General features: G+C 69.8%; 16 protein-coding genes. 6 read left to right on the top strand and 10 right to left on the bottom strand.

The window, feature by feature from the left end; all coding sequences use genetic code 11:
• Positions 1-3: 3 nt before the first annotated feature.
• Together ACIQF0_RS37900 and ACIQF0_RS37905 are read right to left on the bottom strand one after the other, a co-directional pair.
• Positions 4-675 (bottom strand): RraA family protein, encoded by a 672-nt coding sequence (locus ACIQF0_RS37900; RefSeq protein ID WP_401038045.1) that lies wholly within the window; start codon positions 673-675, stop codon positions 4-6.
• Between the two features lie 10 nt (positions 676-685).
• Positions 686-1,846 carry an MFS transporter gene (locus ACIQF0_RS37905; protein ID WP_401038048.1) on the bottom strand — a complete coding sequence of 387 codons (1,161 nt, stop codon included), beginning with the start codon at positions 1,844-1,846 and terminating at the stop codon, positions 686-688.
• A gap of 75 nt (positions 1,847-1,921) precedes the next feature.
• On the opposite strand from ACIQF0_RS37905, the gene ACIQF0_RS37910 reads away from it, so the two are divergent.
• The 3 genes from ACIQF0_RS37910 to ACIQF0_RS37920 are packed head-to-tail and all read left to right on the top strand — an operon-like array spanning position 1,922 to position 5,163.
• On the top strand, positions 1,922-2,659 hold the full coding sequence (locus tag ACIQF0_RS37910) for a DeoR/GlpR family DNA-binding transcription regulator (RefSeq protein ID WP_360036666.1): 738 nt from the start codon (positions 1,922-1,924) through the stop codon (positions 2,657-2,659).
• A complete protein-coding gene (locus ACIQF0_RS37915) occupies positions 2,656-3,201 on the top strand; it encodes an HAD-IA family hydrolase (protein WP_401038052.1) in 546 nt (181 codons plus the stop codon). Before ACIQF0_RS37910 ends, ACIQF0_RS37915 begins: the two co-directional genes overlap by 4 nt.
• Positions 3,202-3,255: 54 nt before the next feature.
• Complete coding sequence (locus ACIQF0_RS37920; RefSeq protein ID WP_401038055.1) at positions 3,256-5,163, top strand: PIG-L family deacetylase; 1,908 nt, start codon at positions 3,256-3,258, stop codon at positions 5,161-5,163.
• On the opposite strand, the gene ACIQF0_RS37925 is transcribed toward ACIQF0_RS37920, so the two are convergent.
• The 4 genes from ACIQF0_RS37925 to ACIQF0_RS37940 all read right to left on the bottom strand — a co-directional run bounded on the left by ACIQF0_RS37925 (position 5,160) and on the right by ACIQF0_RS37940 (position 7,351).
• Positions 5,160-5,696, bottom strand: coding sequence for a vitamin K epoxide reductase family protein (locus ACIQF0_RS37925; RefSeq protein WP_330275750.1), 537 nt, complete (start codon positions 5,694-5,696; stop codon positions 5,160-5,162). The two genes, ACIQF0_RS37920 and ACIQF0_RS37925, sit on opposite strands and share 4 nt — an antisense overlap.
• Complete coding sequence (locus tag ACIQF0_RS37930; protein ID WP_401038058.1) at positions 5,693-6,289, bottom strand: DsbA family protein; 597 nt, start codon at positions 6,287-6,289, stop codon at positions 5,693-5,695. Before ACIQF0_RS37930 ends, ACIQF0_RS37925 begins: the two co-directional genes overlap by 4 nt.
• A 54-nt stretch (positions 6,290-6,343) precedes the next feature.
• Entirely contained in the window at positions 6,344-6,721 is a 378-nt protein-coding gene (locus ACIQF0_RS37935; protein WP_401038061.1) for a hypothetical protein, read from the bottom strand.
• A 96-nt stretch (positions 6,722-6,817) separates the two neighbouring features.
• On the bottom strand, positions 6,818-7,351 hold the full coding sequence (locus ACIQF0_RS37940) for a hypothetical protein (RefSeq protein WP_401038064.1): 534 nt from the start codon (positions 7,349-7,351) through the stop codon (positions 6,818-6,820).
• A gap of 134 nt (positions 7,352-7,485) precedes the next feature.
• Between ACIQF0_RS37940 and ACIQF0_RS37945 the strand changes: the two genes are divergently transcribed.
• On the top strand, positions 7,486-8,733 hold the full coding sequence (locus tag ACIQF0_RS37945; protein ID WP_401038067.1) for a HupE/UreJ family protein: 1,248 nt from the start codon (positions 7,486-7,488) through the stop codon (positions 8,731-8,733).
• Here the strand turns inward: ACIQF0_RS37945 and ACIQF0_RS37950 are convergent.
• The 3 genes from ACIQF0_RS37950 to ACIQF0_RS37960 all read right to left on the bottom strand — a co-directional run bounded on the left by ACIQF0_RS37950 (position 8,665) and on the right by ACIQF0_RS37960 (position 11,308).
• Positions 8,665-10,083 (bottom strand): carboxylesterase/lipase family protein, encoded by a 1,419-nt coding sequence (locus ACIQF0_RS37950; RefSeq protein WP_401038069.1) that lies wholly within the window; start codon positions 10,081-10,083, stop codon positions 8,665-8,667. The two genes, ACIQF0_RS37945 and ACIQF0_RS37950, sit on opposite strands and share 69 nt — an antisense overlap.
• 68 nt (positions 10,084-10,151) lie before the next feature.
• Positions 10,152-10,718, bottom strand: coding sequence for a TetR/AcrR family transcriptional regulator (locus ACIQF0_RS37955; RefSeq protein ID WP_401038072.1), 567 nt, complete (start codon positions 10,716-10,718; stop codon positions 10,152-10,154).
• A 38-nt stretch (positions 10,719-10,756) separates the two neighbouring features.
• On the bottom strand, positions 10,757-11,308 hold the full coding sequence (locus tag ACIQF0_RS37960; protein WP_401038074.1) for a TetR family transcriptional regulator: 552 nt from the start codon (positions 11,306-11,308) through the stop codon (positions 10,757-10,759).
• A 91-nt stretch (positions 11,309-11,399) separates the two neighbouring features.
• Between ACIQF0_RS37960 and ACIQF0_RS37965 the strand changes: the two genes are divergently transcribed.
• Positions 11,400-12,248, top strand: coding sequence for an SDR family oxidoreductase (locus ACIQF0_RS37965; RefSeq protein WP_401038077.1), 849 nt, complete (start codon positions 11,400-11,402; stop codon positions 12,246-12,248).
• Between the two features lie 11 nt (positions 12,249-12,259).
• Positions 12,260-12,997 (top strand): SDR family NAD(P)-dependent oxidoreductase, encoded by a 738-nt coding sequence (locus ACIQF0_RS37970; RefSeq protein ID WP_401038079.1) that lies wholly within the window; start codon positions 12,260-12,262, stop codon positions 12,995-12,997.
• A gap of 7 nt (positions 12,998-13,004) precedes the next feature.
• Here the strand turns inward: ACIQF0_RS37970 and ACIQF0_RS37975 are convergent, their stop codons facing one another.
• Positions 13,005-14,045 carry an NAD(P)-dependent alcohol dehydrogenase gene (locus ACIQF0_RS37975; RefSeq protein WP_401038081.1) on the bottom strand — a complete coding sequence of 347 codons (1,041 nt, stop codon included), beginning with the start codon at positions 14,043-14,045 and terminating at the stop codon, positions 13,005-13,007.
• Between the last annotated feature and the right edge of the window lie 22 nt (positions 14,046-14,067).

Raw genomic sequence — 14,067 nt, forward strand, 5'->3', positions numbered from 1 at the left:
GCCTCACTCCTCGACTGCGCCGCCGATCTCGCGCAGGTGTTCGCGGAACGTGCGTCCGCTCGCCAGGTACTCGCTGAACCGCAGCTGGCTGCGCAGGGACTCACCCTGCCGCACGCGGTCCGCCTGCGCTCGTTCGACGTCCCGGATGCCGCGCGCCTTCACGATGAGCGCCTCCGCGTCCGAGGCCGGCACGAACAGCACGCCGTCGTCGTCACCGAACACGATGTCGTCGGACGTGACGGTCCACTGGTCGATCTCGGCCGTCGAGAGAGCCTCAGGCGCACGGTCGCGCAGGCTCAACGGTCCTGTGGGGTTCGCGCCGAGGCTGAACACCGGCAGCCCGATCGCGCGAATGTCCTGCGTGTCGCGGTGCAGTCCCCAGATGACCACGCCCGCGAGCCCGGCCTGCTGCGCCTCGAGGACGATCAGGTCGCCCACGCAGGCCTCGTCGGCGCGGCCGTCGTTGTCGACGACCAGCACGTCGCCGGGCTCGCTGCGTTCGATCGCCTCGAGGAAGATGTCGACGCTGCCCGCGTGCCGGGCGGGCAGCACGCGGCCGCAGGTCCTGGAGCCGGGGATGACCGGCGTCAGGGTGGCGGTGCGGACCGGGATGTTCGCCCGGATGCACGCGTCGGCCAGATGTGCGGTGGTGAGATCCAGTTCGGCAAGATCCATGCGCGCATTCTTACGCCGAGACCTTCTCCTCGGCGGAATCGGTCCGCAGAACGTTCGCCGACGCGGCTGCGACCAGGCACAACGCCACCGGGAGCAGGAACGCGATGTTGAGCGGCACGACGTGGGTCAGCCAGCCGATCACCGCCGGTCCGGCCAGCACGCCGAGGTAGCCGAGCCCGGCCACGCGCGAGACGTTGGCGCCCGCCGCGCCGGGTTCCGCGTGCCCGGCGGCGCTGAAGAGCTGCGGCACGGTGCCCGACAGGCCGATGCCGGCGATCGCCCAGCCCACCAGCGCGAGCCAGATCCACGGTGAGAGCGCCGCGGTCGCGATGCCCGCCGCGCCGACCACGGAACCCCAGCGCAGCACCGCCACCGGGCCGACCTTCGCGGTGATCCGGTCCGCGAGCAGCCGTCCGACGGTCATCGTCGTGGCGAACGCGCCGTAGGCCAGTGCCGCGATCTGCGGCGGGGCGTCGAGGACGTCCTGCAGGTGCAGCACGCTCCAGTCGTTGGCCGCGCCCTCGCTCAGCATCACCAGCAGGGCGAGCACGGCCATGATCCAGATCCGGCGCGGCACCTTGCGCTTGCCGGTCTGCGCGGCGGCGTGCTGCTCCTCCTTCTCGTCGAGCAGCAGCCTCGCGGTCACCAGGCTGACGACGACGCCGAGAACGGCGGCGGCACCGAGGGTCGTGGCGGGGGAGAGCTCCCAGCTCAGCGTGCGTGCGCCGGTCAACGCGGCAGCGACACCGCCGAGGGACCACGTCGCGTGGAACGCCGACATGACGGGACGCTTGTAGTGCCGTTCCACGACCACGGCGTGCGCGTTCATGCTGACGTCGATCAGCCCGTTGCCGATGCCGAAGATCAGCAGCGCCGCACCGAGCGTCCACTGGTTGACGGCCACACCGGGCAGGAAGGCCGTGACGCTGCAGAACACACCCGCGGCGGGCACGACCAGCTTCACGCCCACGCGGTCGGTGAACTTGCCACCGAGCCGCATGCCGATGAACGCGCCCAGGCCGAGCAGGAGCAGCAACCGGCCGAGTTCGGCGTGGTTGATGCCCGTGCGGTCCTCGACCGTCGGGATGTGCACGAGCCACAGCCCGAGCAGGAACCCGTTGAGCCCGAAGTACGTGAAGGTGGCCACCCGCGCGGCCTTGAGAGCGTTCACACGGTGCACGCTAAACGAACGGACCACCTGTTCGAAAGATTGAGTTTCGAACATCACTCGTGTTCAATCACGACCGTGTCCCGACTGAAGCAGATCACCGAGGCGGTCCGCGACGCCGGCTCCCTCGGGGTGGCGGACCTGGCGACGATGACCGGCGCCTCCGAGATGACCATCCGCCGCGACCTGGAAGTTCTCGCAGCTCAGGGCGTTCTCGAACGCTACCGGGGCGGTGCCAGGAGCCTGCTGCTGCGTGGCGAGGAACCGCCGTTCGCGCTGCGTTCGGACGAGAACATGGACGCCAAGCGCCGGATCGCCGCCGCCGTGGCCGGTCTGATCGCGGACGGCGAGTCGGTCGTCCTGGACAGCGGCACCACATGCCTCGAAGTGGCCCGCCTGCTGCACGACAGACGCGTGACCGTCATGCCGTTGTCGCTGCACGCCGTGAACGCGCTGTCTTCGTCGACGACGCTCACGCTTCTCGTACCCGGCGGCCGTCCACGTCCGGGCGAACTCGCCCTGACCGGCCCGCTGACCTTGGCCTCGCTCCAAGCACTGCGCTTCGACACCGCCGTGATCGGCTGCTGCGGCCTGTCCGCGGCACACGGCCTGACCGCCTTCGACCTGGAGGACGCCTCGGTGAAACGAGCCGCCATCACCTCGGCCCGGCGCGTGATCGCCGCCGTCGACGCCTCGAAACTGACCCGTACCGCCCTCGCCCACGTCGCCCCGGTGTCCGCGCTGCACGCCGTGGTCACCGACGCGGACGGCGACGACGGCCTGACCGCCGCGGGCGTCACGGTGGTGACGGCATGATCATCCTGTTCGACATGTTCGGCGTGATCGCCCGCGACCAGTCACCCGAGGTCATGGCCACGATGAGCACCGACCCGGACTTCTGGGACGCCTACTGGGCGCACCGCCCCGCCTACGACCGCGGCGACGTGACGGCGGAGCAGTACTGGGCGCTCGTGGGCCACCCACCGCTCGTGGAGAAGGACGTCGAGAGCTGGAGCCGCGTCGACTACGAGATGGTCGCGCTGCTGCACGAGCTGCACAACGCGGGCGTGCGCATCGCGTTGCTGTCCAACATCCCCGAGGACCACGCGCAGAACTTCGAACGCACCTACGCGTGGCTCGACCTGTTCGAGGTACGCGCGTTCTCGTGCCGCATCGGCCACGCCAAGCCCGAACGCGCGGCCTTCGAGTGGTGCCGCGACGCGCTGGGCGACGACGACGTCCTGTTCGTGGACGACCGGCTGGAGAACGTGCGGGCCGCCGAACTGACCGGGATGCGCGGACACCACTTCACCGGCATCGATGGACTGCGCCAATTGCTCCGCACGACGCACGTGTAACAAAGATTCATTGCCGACCGAAGTCCGGGCATCGGAACAGCGGAAGGCAGACCAATGCCGAAGATCAGCAGACGCACAGTCCTCAAGGCCAGCGGCGCCGCGGCCGCGTTGACCGCGGTCGGGATCAACACCGGCACCGCACATGCCGCAGCGCCAACGGGTGCGAGCTTCGTGAACATCATCGCGCACTCAGACGACGACCTGCTGTTCATCAACCCGGACATCCAGCCCGCGATCCTGTCGGGCTGTCCGGTGAGGACGGTCATCCTCACCGCCGACGAGTTCAACGGCACCGACGACCTCACCCGCGAGCAGCTGTCCGCGGAGCTGCACAAGGGCCAGCGCAACGCCTACGCGTCGCTGGCCGGCGTGGCGAGCCAGTGGACCCGCACGGCGATGGTCGTCGCGGGCAAGACCGTCGAGGTCAACACGCTCGACGGCAAGCCGACCGTGCAGCTGATCTACCTCAACCTGCCCGACGGCGGCGACGACCTGCACGAGGACGCGACCAAGAACCTCTGGACCAACACCTCGTACAGCACCAGCACGATCGTCCCCACCGGCAGCCCGGCCAACCGCGTGCAGACCTACAAGCACGCCGACGTGGTGAACGTCCTGGTTGGACTGTTGCAGCAGTTCCAGGCGACGGTCGTGCGCTGCCAGGACCCGTTCCCCGACGACGTGCGCTACGCCAACGGCATGCCGGACCACCTCGACCACATCCACACGGCGAAGTTCGCGCAGAAGGCCGTGAAGTCGTACATGGGCCCGACCGGCCGCCCGTACGCGCTGCTGGTCCGCTACCGCTGCTACAACACCCGCCAGGCGCCGGCGAACGTGCCGTCAGCGCTGCGCACTCCGAAGACCGCCGCGTACAACAAGTACAAGGCGCAGGACCCGTTGAGCGGCGACGTGTTCGACGTGAACCTGTCCCGTTCCTACGAACGCTGGCCCGTCGCACCGCAGTGGTCCACGATGGACAGTGCCGGCACCGTCCACGCGTTCATCGTCGCGGGCGACTCGCTCATGTGGTGGCGTCAGCCCAACGGCGGCGCGTGGGTTGGCCCCACCACGCTGCTGAACGGCTCGTTCGCACCGGGCGTCGCGGTGGCCATGCGCGGCGACAACCGACTGCAGCTCGCCGTCCTCGACCTCGACACTGCCGCGATCCGCACGTGCACCCAGACCGCGGCCGGCGCGCAGAGCTTCGGCACCTGGACCTCGCTCGGCAACCCGAACAACGCCTCCGCCGCCTACCAGACACCGGTGCTGGCCGTGTCGAACGGCCTGCTGGAACTGTTCGTGGTCAACAGGTCCGGCACGCTCGGCAACAAGTGGCAGGAGGGCACCGGCTTCAACAGCACCTGGGCCACCGCGACCGGCGGCAACGGCAAGGCGATGTCCCAGCTCTCCGCCATCACCGCGCCGGGCGGTCGCATGCACGTGTTCGGCGACGGCAACGGCCGGGCGTTCCACTGGTACCAGAACGTCGGCGGCTCCACGATCTACCAGGCCCTGACGACCGGAGCGGAAAGCTCCGCCTCCGTCGGCGTGGCACTGGACGCGAGCCGGGTCCGGGTCTTCAGCCGCCGCACCAACGACGGTTCCGTCGGCACGCTGCGCGAACAGACGCCCAACGGCACCTGGGAGACGACGCAGAAGAACATCGGCGGCATGGGCGGCCTCGGCCCGATCGCCGCCGTGACCTCTGGCGGGCGCACGCTGGCGTTCGCGCGCAACAACGACTACGGCCTGAGCGTCGTGCGTCAGGACGCGGCAGGGAACTTCACGCCGTGGACCGACCTCGGCGGTTACGTCGAAGTCGGTCCATCAGCCGTGGTCGACGCACAGGGACTCGTGCGCGTGTTCATCCTCGGGGCCGACATGCGCCTGCGGTACCGCGTGCAGACGGCGGTCGGCCCGGACGCGCCGTTCGGCGACTGGGTCGTGGCGGGCAGCTAGAACAGCGACGACCAGTAGAACCAGAACGCCTGCAACACTCCGGCCGCGATCACCAGGTACCACAGGATCAGCACGACGCTGTGGAACTGGAACGCCGGCCGGATGTTGCGCAGCGTCGTGTACCAGAAGATCGGGATCATCACCGCCCACACGACCATGCAGTACGGGCACAACGCGCCGATCTCGTACAGCGACTGGAACATCAGCCAGTGCACGAAGAGCACGCCGAACGTGACCCCGACCTGCAACCCGATCCACACCCACGACGGCAACGACACCCCGGCGACCAGCAGCACGCCGAGCGTCGTCACCACCGCGAAGCCCGCGACGCCGATCAGCGGGTTGGGGAACCCGAACACCTCGGCCTGCGCGGTCTTCATGATCGAGCCGCAGCTCAGCACCGGGTTGATGCTGCACGTCGGCACGTAGAAGGGGTCCTTGAGCAGCGCGATCTTCTCGATCGTGAGGACGAACGACGCGACGAGTCCGACGAACCCGCCGACCGCCAGCACCCAGGCGACGATCCGGTTCACGAACGCACCTTCTCGATCGCTGCCTTGAGACCGTCGTAGGTGGGGGCGCCGGTGAACTTGGTGCCGTTGATGAAGAACGTCGGCGTGCCCGTCACCCCGGCCTTGCCGCCCTCCGTGCGCTGCGCCAGCACGCGCTCCTTGAGCGCCGGGTCGTCCAGCGCCTTCTCGAACGCGACCGCGTCGAGCCCGAGCTGCTGGGCGAACCCGCTGAACACCGCGCGCTGCGACGTCTGCTGCCCGCCCCACTCCTGCTGCGAGTCGAACATCAGCCGGAACATGTCGTCGCGCTTGCCCTGCGCCCCGGCGGCCTCGACCGCGACGGCCGCGAGCTCTGCGTTGCGGTGGCTGGGAATCGGGAAGTGCCGCACGTCGAACGTCACGCGGTCGCCGTACTCGGTCTTCAGCCTCTCCACGCCGGGGAACGCGGCCCGGCACGACGGGCACTCGAGGTCGAGGTACTCGACGACGGTCACCTTGCCGTCGGCGGACTGCGGCGCCGCGGTGGTGTCGTTGCGGCTGAACAGGAAGAAACCGGCGACCACGACCGCCACGACGGCGACGATGATCAGGGACAGACGAGCGTTCTTGGACATGACGAAGAAACCTCCACGAAGGCGGGATGGACCGAACCGAGGAACGGGTTCGGTCTAGGCGCGCAGCACGCAGAGCTGCGCCAGCCGCACTTCCAGCCGACGTGAAGGGGGAGACAGAACAGAAGGCAGGCGCACCGCGAGCAACGCGAACGAACCGGATCGCCGCAGCAGGGCGAACCCGATCAGCACGGCCAGCGCCACCACCAGGCAGCACCCGGCGACGAGGATTCCGTCCAGCAGCGACGAGCCCGCGTCCACGTCGTCGACCACGTAGGTCAGCGCGGACGTGGCGGACGTCGGGCACTGCGCGGTCCAGGCGAACTCCGTCTCGCACGGGGTGCCCTGCATCATCGCGACCCCGGCGACCAGCGCCAGCACGGCGAAAACCCGCGCGAGATACGCGCGGGTTCGCGAGCTGCGGGTGCCGGGCACGTGATCCAGAGTAGCGATTCCCGGCCTGGGCTCGTGCGCATGGGGGAGAAGTTGCACGAATCAGACAGGCTGGTGACCACATGGCCGCCCAAGCACTCAGACCCCGGTGAAGGTCGGCGTCGCCTCCTGACCGTCCCAGTTCACCTTGAACGTGAACGCCTCGGTCAGCGCGGCCCGGTACTGCTCGCCCTGCGCCTGCGTGATGGTGCCGGCGGTGACGAGCTCGTCGATCGCCGGGCTCCACGAGTCGACCATCGCGTTCACCAGCGTCGTCGGGTCGATGCCGAGGTCGGTGGCGACGGCGGCGAGGTTCTGGCCGGAGTCCATGCGCACGTGCAGTTCGTCGTGACTGATCGACAGCACCTCGTCGAGCACGTCCTGCACGGGCTCGTGCCCGCGGTGCAGACCGAGGCCCGCCTCGCCGTAGGCGGACTGGACCAGCGCGTTCAGGTCCTCGACCGACGACACGGAGCTGACGTCGACACCACCGGGCCCGCCCTGGCCTCCCGGGCCTGCCTGCTGCACCTGGGTCGTCGCGGCGGCCGTCTCGCCGGTGGTGCCGCAGGCCGCGAGGGGAACGACGGCGACGAGCAGCAGAGCGGCGGCGGCGATGGTCTTGCGGATCTTCATGGTCGGCTCCCGAGGTGGTGGTTGAGAGCCAGGAAAGGCGCCGAAGCTGGACGCACGTTGTGCGTTGCCTGTGAGCGGGCTGTACACAGCGGGCTCACAACGGACGCACAGGTTCGCTCCCGAGTATCTATCGCATGACCTGGCGATTCCTCCGGCGCGTGACCGCCGTTCTGCTCGGCCTCCTGCTGCTCGGCTCCACCCAGGCGCACGCGCACAGCCTGGACAGCAGCACCCTGTCCGTGCGCGTCACCGACAACGCCGTGAGCACGACCGTCAGCGTCGCCGTGGACACCGTCGACAAGGCGCTCGGCGTCGACGACGCGACGACCGCCGAGTACGCCGCCTACATCGGCGAGCACCTGACGGTCACCGGTGCCGACGGCGCGGAGTGGGCCGAGACGGTGTCGAACCCGGTGCTCGAGCAGGTCGAGGGCATCGAGTCGTTCAGCGTCGACGTGGCACTCGACGCGGCCGGCGACCCGTCCACGTTCACCCTCACCTACGACGGGATCATCGAGGCCGACCAGGCGCATCGGGCGGTCGTGGTTCTCACCGACGCCGCGGGGAAGATCTCCACGGCGGGTGTTCTGACCGCGGACGACACGTCCATCCGGATCGGCGACGCCGCCTCGACCGGCGTCACGGACATGATCGGCTACGGCTTCCACCACGTGCTGGAGGGCGCCGACCACCTGTTGTTCCTGATCACCCTGCTGCTGGTCGCGCCGGTGGCACTCGTAGCGGGCCGATGGCGTGGGCGCAAGCCGCTCGCTCCCACGGCACGGTCGCTCCTCGGCGTCGTCACGGCGTTCACCGCCGGCCACTCGCTCACGCTCATCGCGTCCGCGCTCGGCTGGATCTCTCTGCCGGGCACGCCCGTCGAGGTGCTGATCGCCGTGTCGGTCGCGGTCGCGGCGGTGCACGCCCTGCGTCCACTCGCCCGGCACGGCGAGAACGTCATCGCCGGGGCGTTCGGCCTGGTCCACGGGCTCGCGTTCGCGGGCATCCTGAGCGGACTCGGCCTCGACGGCACGCCGTCGCTGCTCGCTCTGCTGGCGTTCAACGTCGGTGTCGAACTGGCCCAGCTGGTGACGGTCGCGCTGCTCTTCCCGTCGCTGTACGTGCTGTCCGGCACGCGCTGGTATCGCGCGGTCCGGCTCGGGGGAGCGTCGATCGCCCTCGTCGCCGCGGCCGCGTGGGCGATCGACCGCCTCGGTGTGCTCGGCAACCCGCTGGCGAGCGGCGAGGAGTTCCTGATCAGCCACCCCTGGTACGTGGTGGCCGGACTGGCGCTCCTCGCCGCGGCCTCCCGCCTAGTTCCAGAACGGAAGCCGGTGCTCGGCGGCGTAGTCCACACGACCGATGGCGCCGGGAGCGAGTGACTGCACGTACTGCCCTTCGGAGAACCGCGGCCACCCCGGCGTTCCGGTGCGGGCGAAGTCCGTCCACGCCTTGATCATGTGGTCGGACAACCCGCGGTCCTTGGCGAAGTCCCGATCAGGGAACAGGTAGTCGATGTCGGACGAGTGGTTCGCGCCGTGCAGTTCGGGCGGCATCGAGGGATCCGTGGCCGCGTTGCGGTCGGCGAACTCGAACGCGTAGACGGGCGCCTTCTTCGCGTAGAGCGTGTTCTGCCGGAACGTCGAACGCGCCCACATGCGGTCCGTCAGCAGCGTCGCCCACGCCTGCTTCGGTGACGCGAACGCGCTGACCGGGTACTCGCGCTCGATCTCGGCCGCACGGTCGGGGAACGCCTCCCGCACCAGCCGCGAGTAGTCCTCGGCCGACATCGGGTCCGGCCGGAACAGGCCGACGAAACTGTTGTGCTCGTCGCGCGTCGCCCCGGCCAGGATCGGCACGCCGGCGAACTCGCCCGCCTCCAGCGACTCGCCCGGCAAGCGGGGGAGCAGCGCGCCGCCGTACCCGACGGACTGGAAGATGTTCATGATCTGCGGGTAGTCCAGCAGCTTCTCCACCGGCAGTCGCCGCAGGCACTCGACGTCCGCGCAGCCCAGTTCGGCGCTGATCATCGTGCCGATCTCCTGGATCTCCTGCACCGGCCGCCACGCGAGCGACGGCAACGCCTCCAGGTCCGGGAACCAGGCACCGCGAGGCACGTCCACCAGCGTGAACGAGCTGTGCATGATCGCCTTGTGGAACAGCGGCTTCTGCCCGATCAGGTGCGCGCTCACCGCGGTCGCGCCGAACGAGACCCCGAACAACGTCACGTTGCCCGGATCGCCGCCGAAGCCGGAGATGTTGCGTTGGACCCACTCCAACGCCCCCCGCTGGTCGAGCAGCCCGAACTCGCCTGAGTGCTCGAGCCCCGGCAGCCCGAAGCCGCCGAACACGCCCATCCGGTAGTTGAACGTCACCACGACGACATCCCCTTGCCGCGCAAGGCGTTTCGCGTCGAAGAAGTGCCCGGCTCCGATCGCGCCGTCGCCGTGCACCCACACCAGCACCGGCTTGCGCCCGCTCGTCGACGGTGTCGTGACGTTGGCGAACAGGCAGTCCTCGTCCGTGCTCTTCGTCTCCGAGTAGCTGGATCCGACCTGCGGGCACGGGCTGCCTGGCTTCACAGCGTCCCGAACACCGCTCCACTCCGCAGCGCGCACCGGCGGCTCCCAGCGCGCCGCGCGGGCGTACGGAACCCCCTGGAACCGCAGATGCCCGTCCCGCACCTCACCCCGAACCTGCCCGGTATCGGTCTTCACGACGTCCGATGGCATGGCTTCCCCCTTCCCACACGTGCTGAGCAGCAGTAACGCGGCAACTAGCAACGTCCCCCGACGCATGGTCAACTCCTTGTCGCCAGATCGACGGCCGCGACCAACTCCCGTTCGCAGACGTCGAGATCGAGTGACCCGGACCGCTGCACGACGCTGTTGCGCAGCGCGAGGACGAACACCGCCATCACGTCCGGGTCGAACACGCGGAACTCACTGGCCTCCTGCCCCTGTCGCAGCAGGTCGGCGAGCCCTGCGTGATCGGAGTCGGCGATGCCCCCGTCCGTCACCGCCGCGTGGGCCCTGATCCGCAGGAACGCCACCATGTCCGCGCGGTGCTCGCGCAGGAACGCGATGTTGGCGACCAGGAACGCCCGCAGTTCCTCACGAGCGCTCGCCTGGTTCATCCGCGCGCTCACGAACCCTTGGAAGCGCTCCAAGATGTCCGCGAACACGACGTCGACGAGCTCCTGCTTGTTCCTGAAGTGGTACGAGATCAGGCCCGTGCTGCTCAGTCCTGCCCGCGCCGCGATCGCCTTGAACGACGTCTCCGCGTAGTCCAGCTCCGCGATCGTGGCGATCGCCGCCGCCACGATCTGCGCCCGCCGGGCCTGCTCGGTCACGGACTTTGCTCGCATGAGCAAAAGTTAGCACGCCCGAGCAAAAGGCGACGGTCTCACGGCCGGACGAGCCCCTCCACGGCCGCCGTCACGGCCTTCCTGCCACCGGAATCATCGGCACGAAGAGATTTCAGCGACCAGGACGCGGTGTCCCGGCTGATGACCAGCGCGACCACCATGGCCAGCAGGTCGATCGCGGGGATGTCGGCGCGCACCCGGCCCTCGTCCTGGGCGGCGCTGATCGCGGCGACGTTGCGCCGGTACTCCTCGACCTCGGCGTCGATGGGCTGCGGCCGTTCGAGGCCGGCCCACAGGTACAGCCGCCGCACGTGAGGACGCTGCTCCAGCGCGTCGAAGAGCCTGCCCGCGTACCCGGGAAGGTCGCCGGCGTCGACCGAGACCGCCTCCGCGAGCTCCACCATGCTGTCGGCGACGACCTTGTCGAACAGGTCCTCCTTGGCGCCGAAGTGCATGTAGATCGACCGCTTGTTCGCCGAGGCCTGCTCCGCGATGCGGTCGACGCGCGCACCCGCCAGGCCGTAGGTGGCGAACTCGTCGATGGCGGCCTTCAGCAGTCGCCGCTTGGTCTCCGTGGCATCGGGTGGCATGTGGCGATCGTACATAACCATCCAGATATTTACATCGGAGGAGCGAGCGCGTATGAATGTATCTAGTTAGTTACCTACCGAGGAGCACCCGATGCGCACCTGGTTCATCACCGGCACGTCCTCCGGCTTCGGCCGTCACCTCACCGAGCAACTGCTCGAGCGGGGAGACAGGGTCGCCGCCACCGCCCGCCGCCTGGACACCCTCGACGACCTCGCCGCCCGCCACGGCGACCGGCTCTGGCGTGCGCGTCTCGACGTCACCGACACCACCGCGTTGCGTGAGGTCGTGGGACGCGCGTTCGCCGAGCTCGGCCGGATCGACGTCGTCGTGTCCAACGCCGGCTACGGCCTGTTCGGCGCGGCGGAGGAACTGAGCGACGAGCAGATCGACCGCCAGCTCGCCACCAACCTCACGGCCTCGATCCACCTCGCCCGCGCCGCCACCCCGCACCTGCGCGACCAGGGCGGGGGCAGGTTCGTGCAGGTCGCGAGCATCGGCGGCCAGGTCGCCTTCCCCGCCATGAGCCTCTACCACGCCACGAAGTGGGGCATCGAGGGCTTCTGGGAGTCGGCCGCCGCCGAGCTCGCGCCGTTCGGCATCGGCGTGACGCTCGTCGAACCCGGCGTCGCCCGCACCAACTTCGGCACGGGCGCCTTCGCCATCGGCGACCCGCTGCCCGCCTACGCCGACGGCCCGTCCGGACAGCTGCGCCGCATGATCTCCGGCGAGCTGCCGCCACTGCCCGCGCCCGGCGACCCCGCGAAGATCGCCGCGGCCATCATCGCCTCCGCCGACCAGCCCGACGCACCCCTGCGCCTGACGCTGGGCTCCGACGCCCACGCGCTGGCCACCGCCGCACTCCGCGACCGCCTCGCCGCCCTCGAAGCCGGCCGCGCCCTCGCCCACTCGACCGACGCCGACGACGTCTTCGCCAGCTGAAGGAGCCCGCCATGTTCGACTTCACCAGCAAGACCGTTCTGATCACCGGGGCCTCGGGTGCCCTCGGCGCGGCGCTGGCCACCCGGTTCGCCCGAGCCGGAGCCAACACCGTCGTAGCCGCCAGGACCGGCGCCGAGCAGATCGCCGCCGCACTCGACGGCCCGGCGCTCGGCGTGCGGCTCGACGTCACCAGCGAGTCCGACTGGACCGACGCCGTCACCCGCACCGAGGAACGCTTCGGCCCGATCGACGTGCTGATCAACAACGCCGCCTACCTCAGCGTCGGCACGACCGAGAGCATCCCGCTCGACGAGTTCCGGCGCGTGCTCGACACCAACCTCACCGGCGCGCTGCTCGGCATCCGCGGCACGGCACCGTCCATGCGCAAGGCGGGCGGCGGCGTGGTCGTCAACGTCAACTCCATCGCCGGTCTCACCGCCGCACCAGGACTCGTCGCCTACAGCAGCAGCAAATGGGCGCTGCGGGGCCTGATGCGCGCCGCCGCCAAGGAACTGGCGCGCGACAACATCCGCGTCAACTCCGTGCACCCCGGCATCATCGGCACACCCCTGGCCTACGCCCCGGACGGCAGCGAACTCGTGCCGGTCGCCGGCTTCGCCATCCCGCGCCAGGCCACCCCGGACGAGATCGCGGGCTTCATCCTGTTCGCCGCCTCCGACGAGGCGCGGTTCGCGACGGGAGCGGAGATCCTCGCCGACGGCGGGTTCATGCTGGGCCCCGTCGCCTGAGCCGGGGTCACGCTGAGTCGAGGTCGGAGAGGTCCAGGACGAAGCGGTACCGGACGTCGCCGCGTTCGAGCCGGTCGAGCGCCTCGGTCACGCGCGCGGACGGCAGGATCTCGACGTCGGCGGTGATGCCGTGGGCGGCGCAGAACTCCAGCATGGCGGCGGTGGCGGGAAGCCCGCCACTGCCGCCGGAGCTCAGCTTCTTGCGGCCGACGAGCAGGTCCATCGTCTCCACGGTGACGGCGCCGAGGTAGCCGACCTGGCTCAGCGTCCCGTCCACGGCCACCAGCCCGAGGTAGGGCGCGAGGTCGTGGGCCACGGGGATGGTGTCGATCAGCACGTCGAAGCGGTCGCGGGACGCCGCCGCGCTGTCCGGGTCGGTGGAGACGACGACGTCACGGGCGCCCAGCCGGATCGTGTCGCTCGCGCGGTCCGCGGACCGGCTCACGACCGACACCTCGGCGCCCAGGGCCGCGGCGAACTTGACCGCGAGGTGCCCCAGCCCGCCCAGACCGGCCACCCCGACGCGCGTCCCCGGCCCAACGCCCAGGGCGCGCAGCGGTTCCCACACGGTGATCCCGCCGCACAACAGCGGCGCCGCGGCCGCCGGGTCCAGCCCGGACGGCAGGGGATGGGCGAACCGGTCGCGGACGACGTACTCGCGGGAGAAACCGCCCAACGTCGTCGTCCCGTCGTGGCGATCGGTGCCGTTGTAGGTGAGCGTGGGGAACTCGCGGCAGAAGTTCTCCTGCCCAGCCGTGCACATCGTGCACACGCCACAGGAGTCGACGATGTTGCCGACGGCGACGGAATCGCCGACCTGGAACGCCGTCACGTCCGCACCGGTCTCGAGCACCACGCCGGTGAACTCGTGACCCGGTACGAGCACGCCGTCTCCGTCGTGCCCGCGCACGGCGTGCAGGTCGGTGTGGCAGACGCCGCAGAAGTCCACCCGCACCGCGATGTCGTCGCGCCGCAGGTCACGCCGGGAGATCGGCACCTCGTGCAACTTGGTGGGTCCGTCGGCCTGCCAGCCGGTGGTGCTGCGCATGACTCTCCTTAAACAGACTGTT

The organism is Lentzea sp. NPDC092896, from assembly GCF_044754905.1.
Taxonomy (GTDB): Bacteria; Actinomycetota; Actinomycetes; order Mycobacteriales; family Pseudonocardiaceae; genus Lentzea.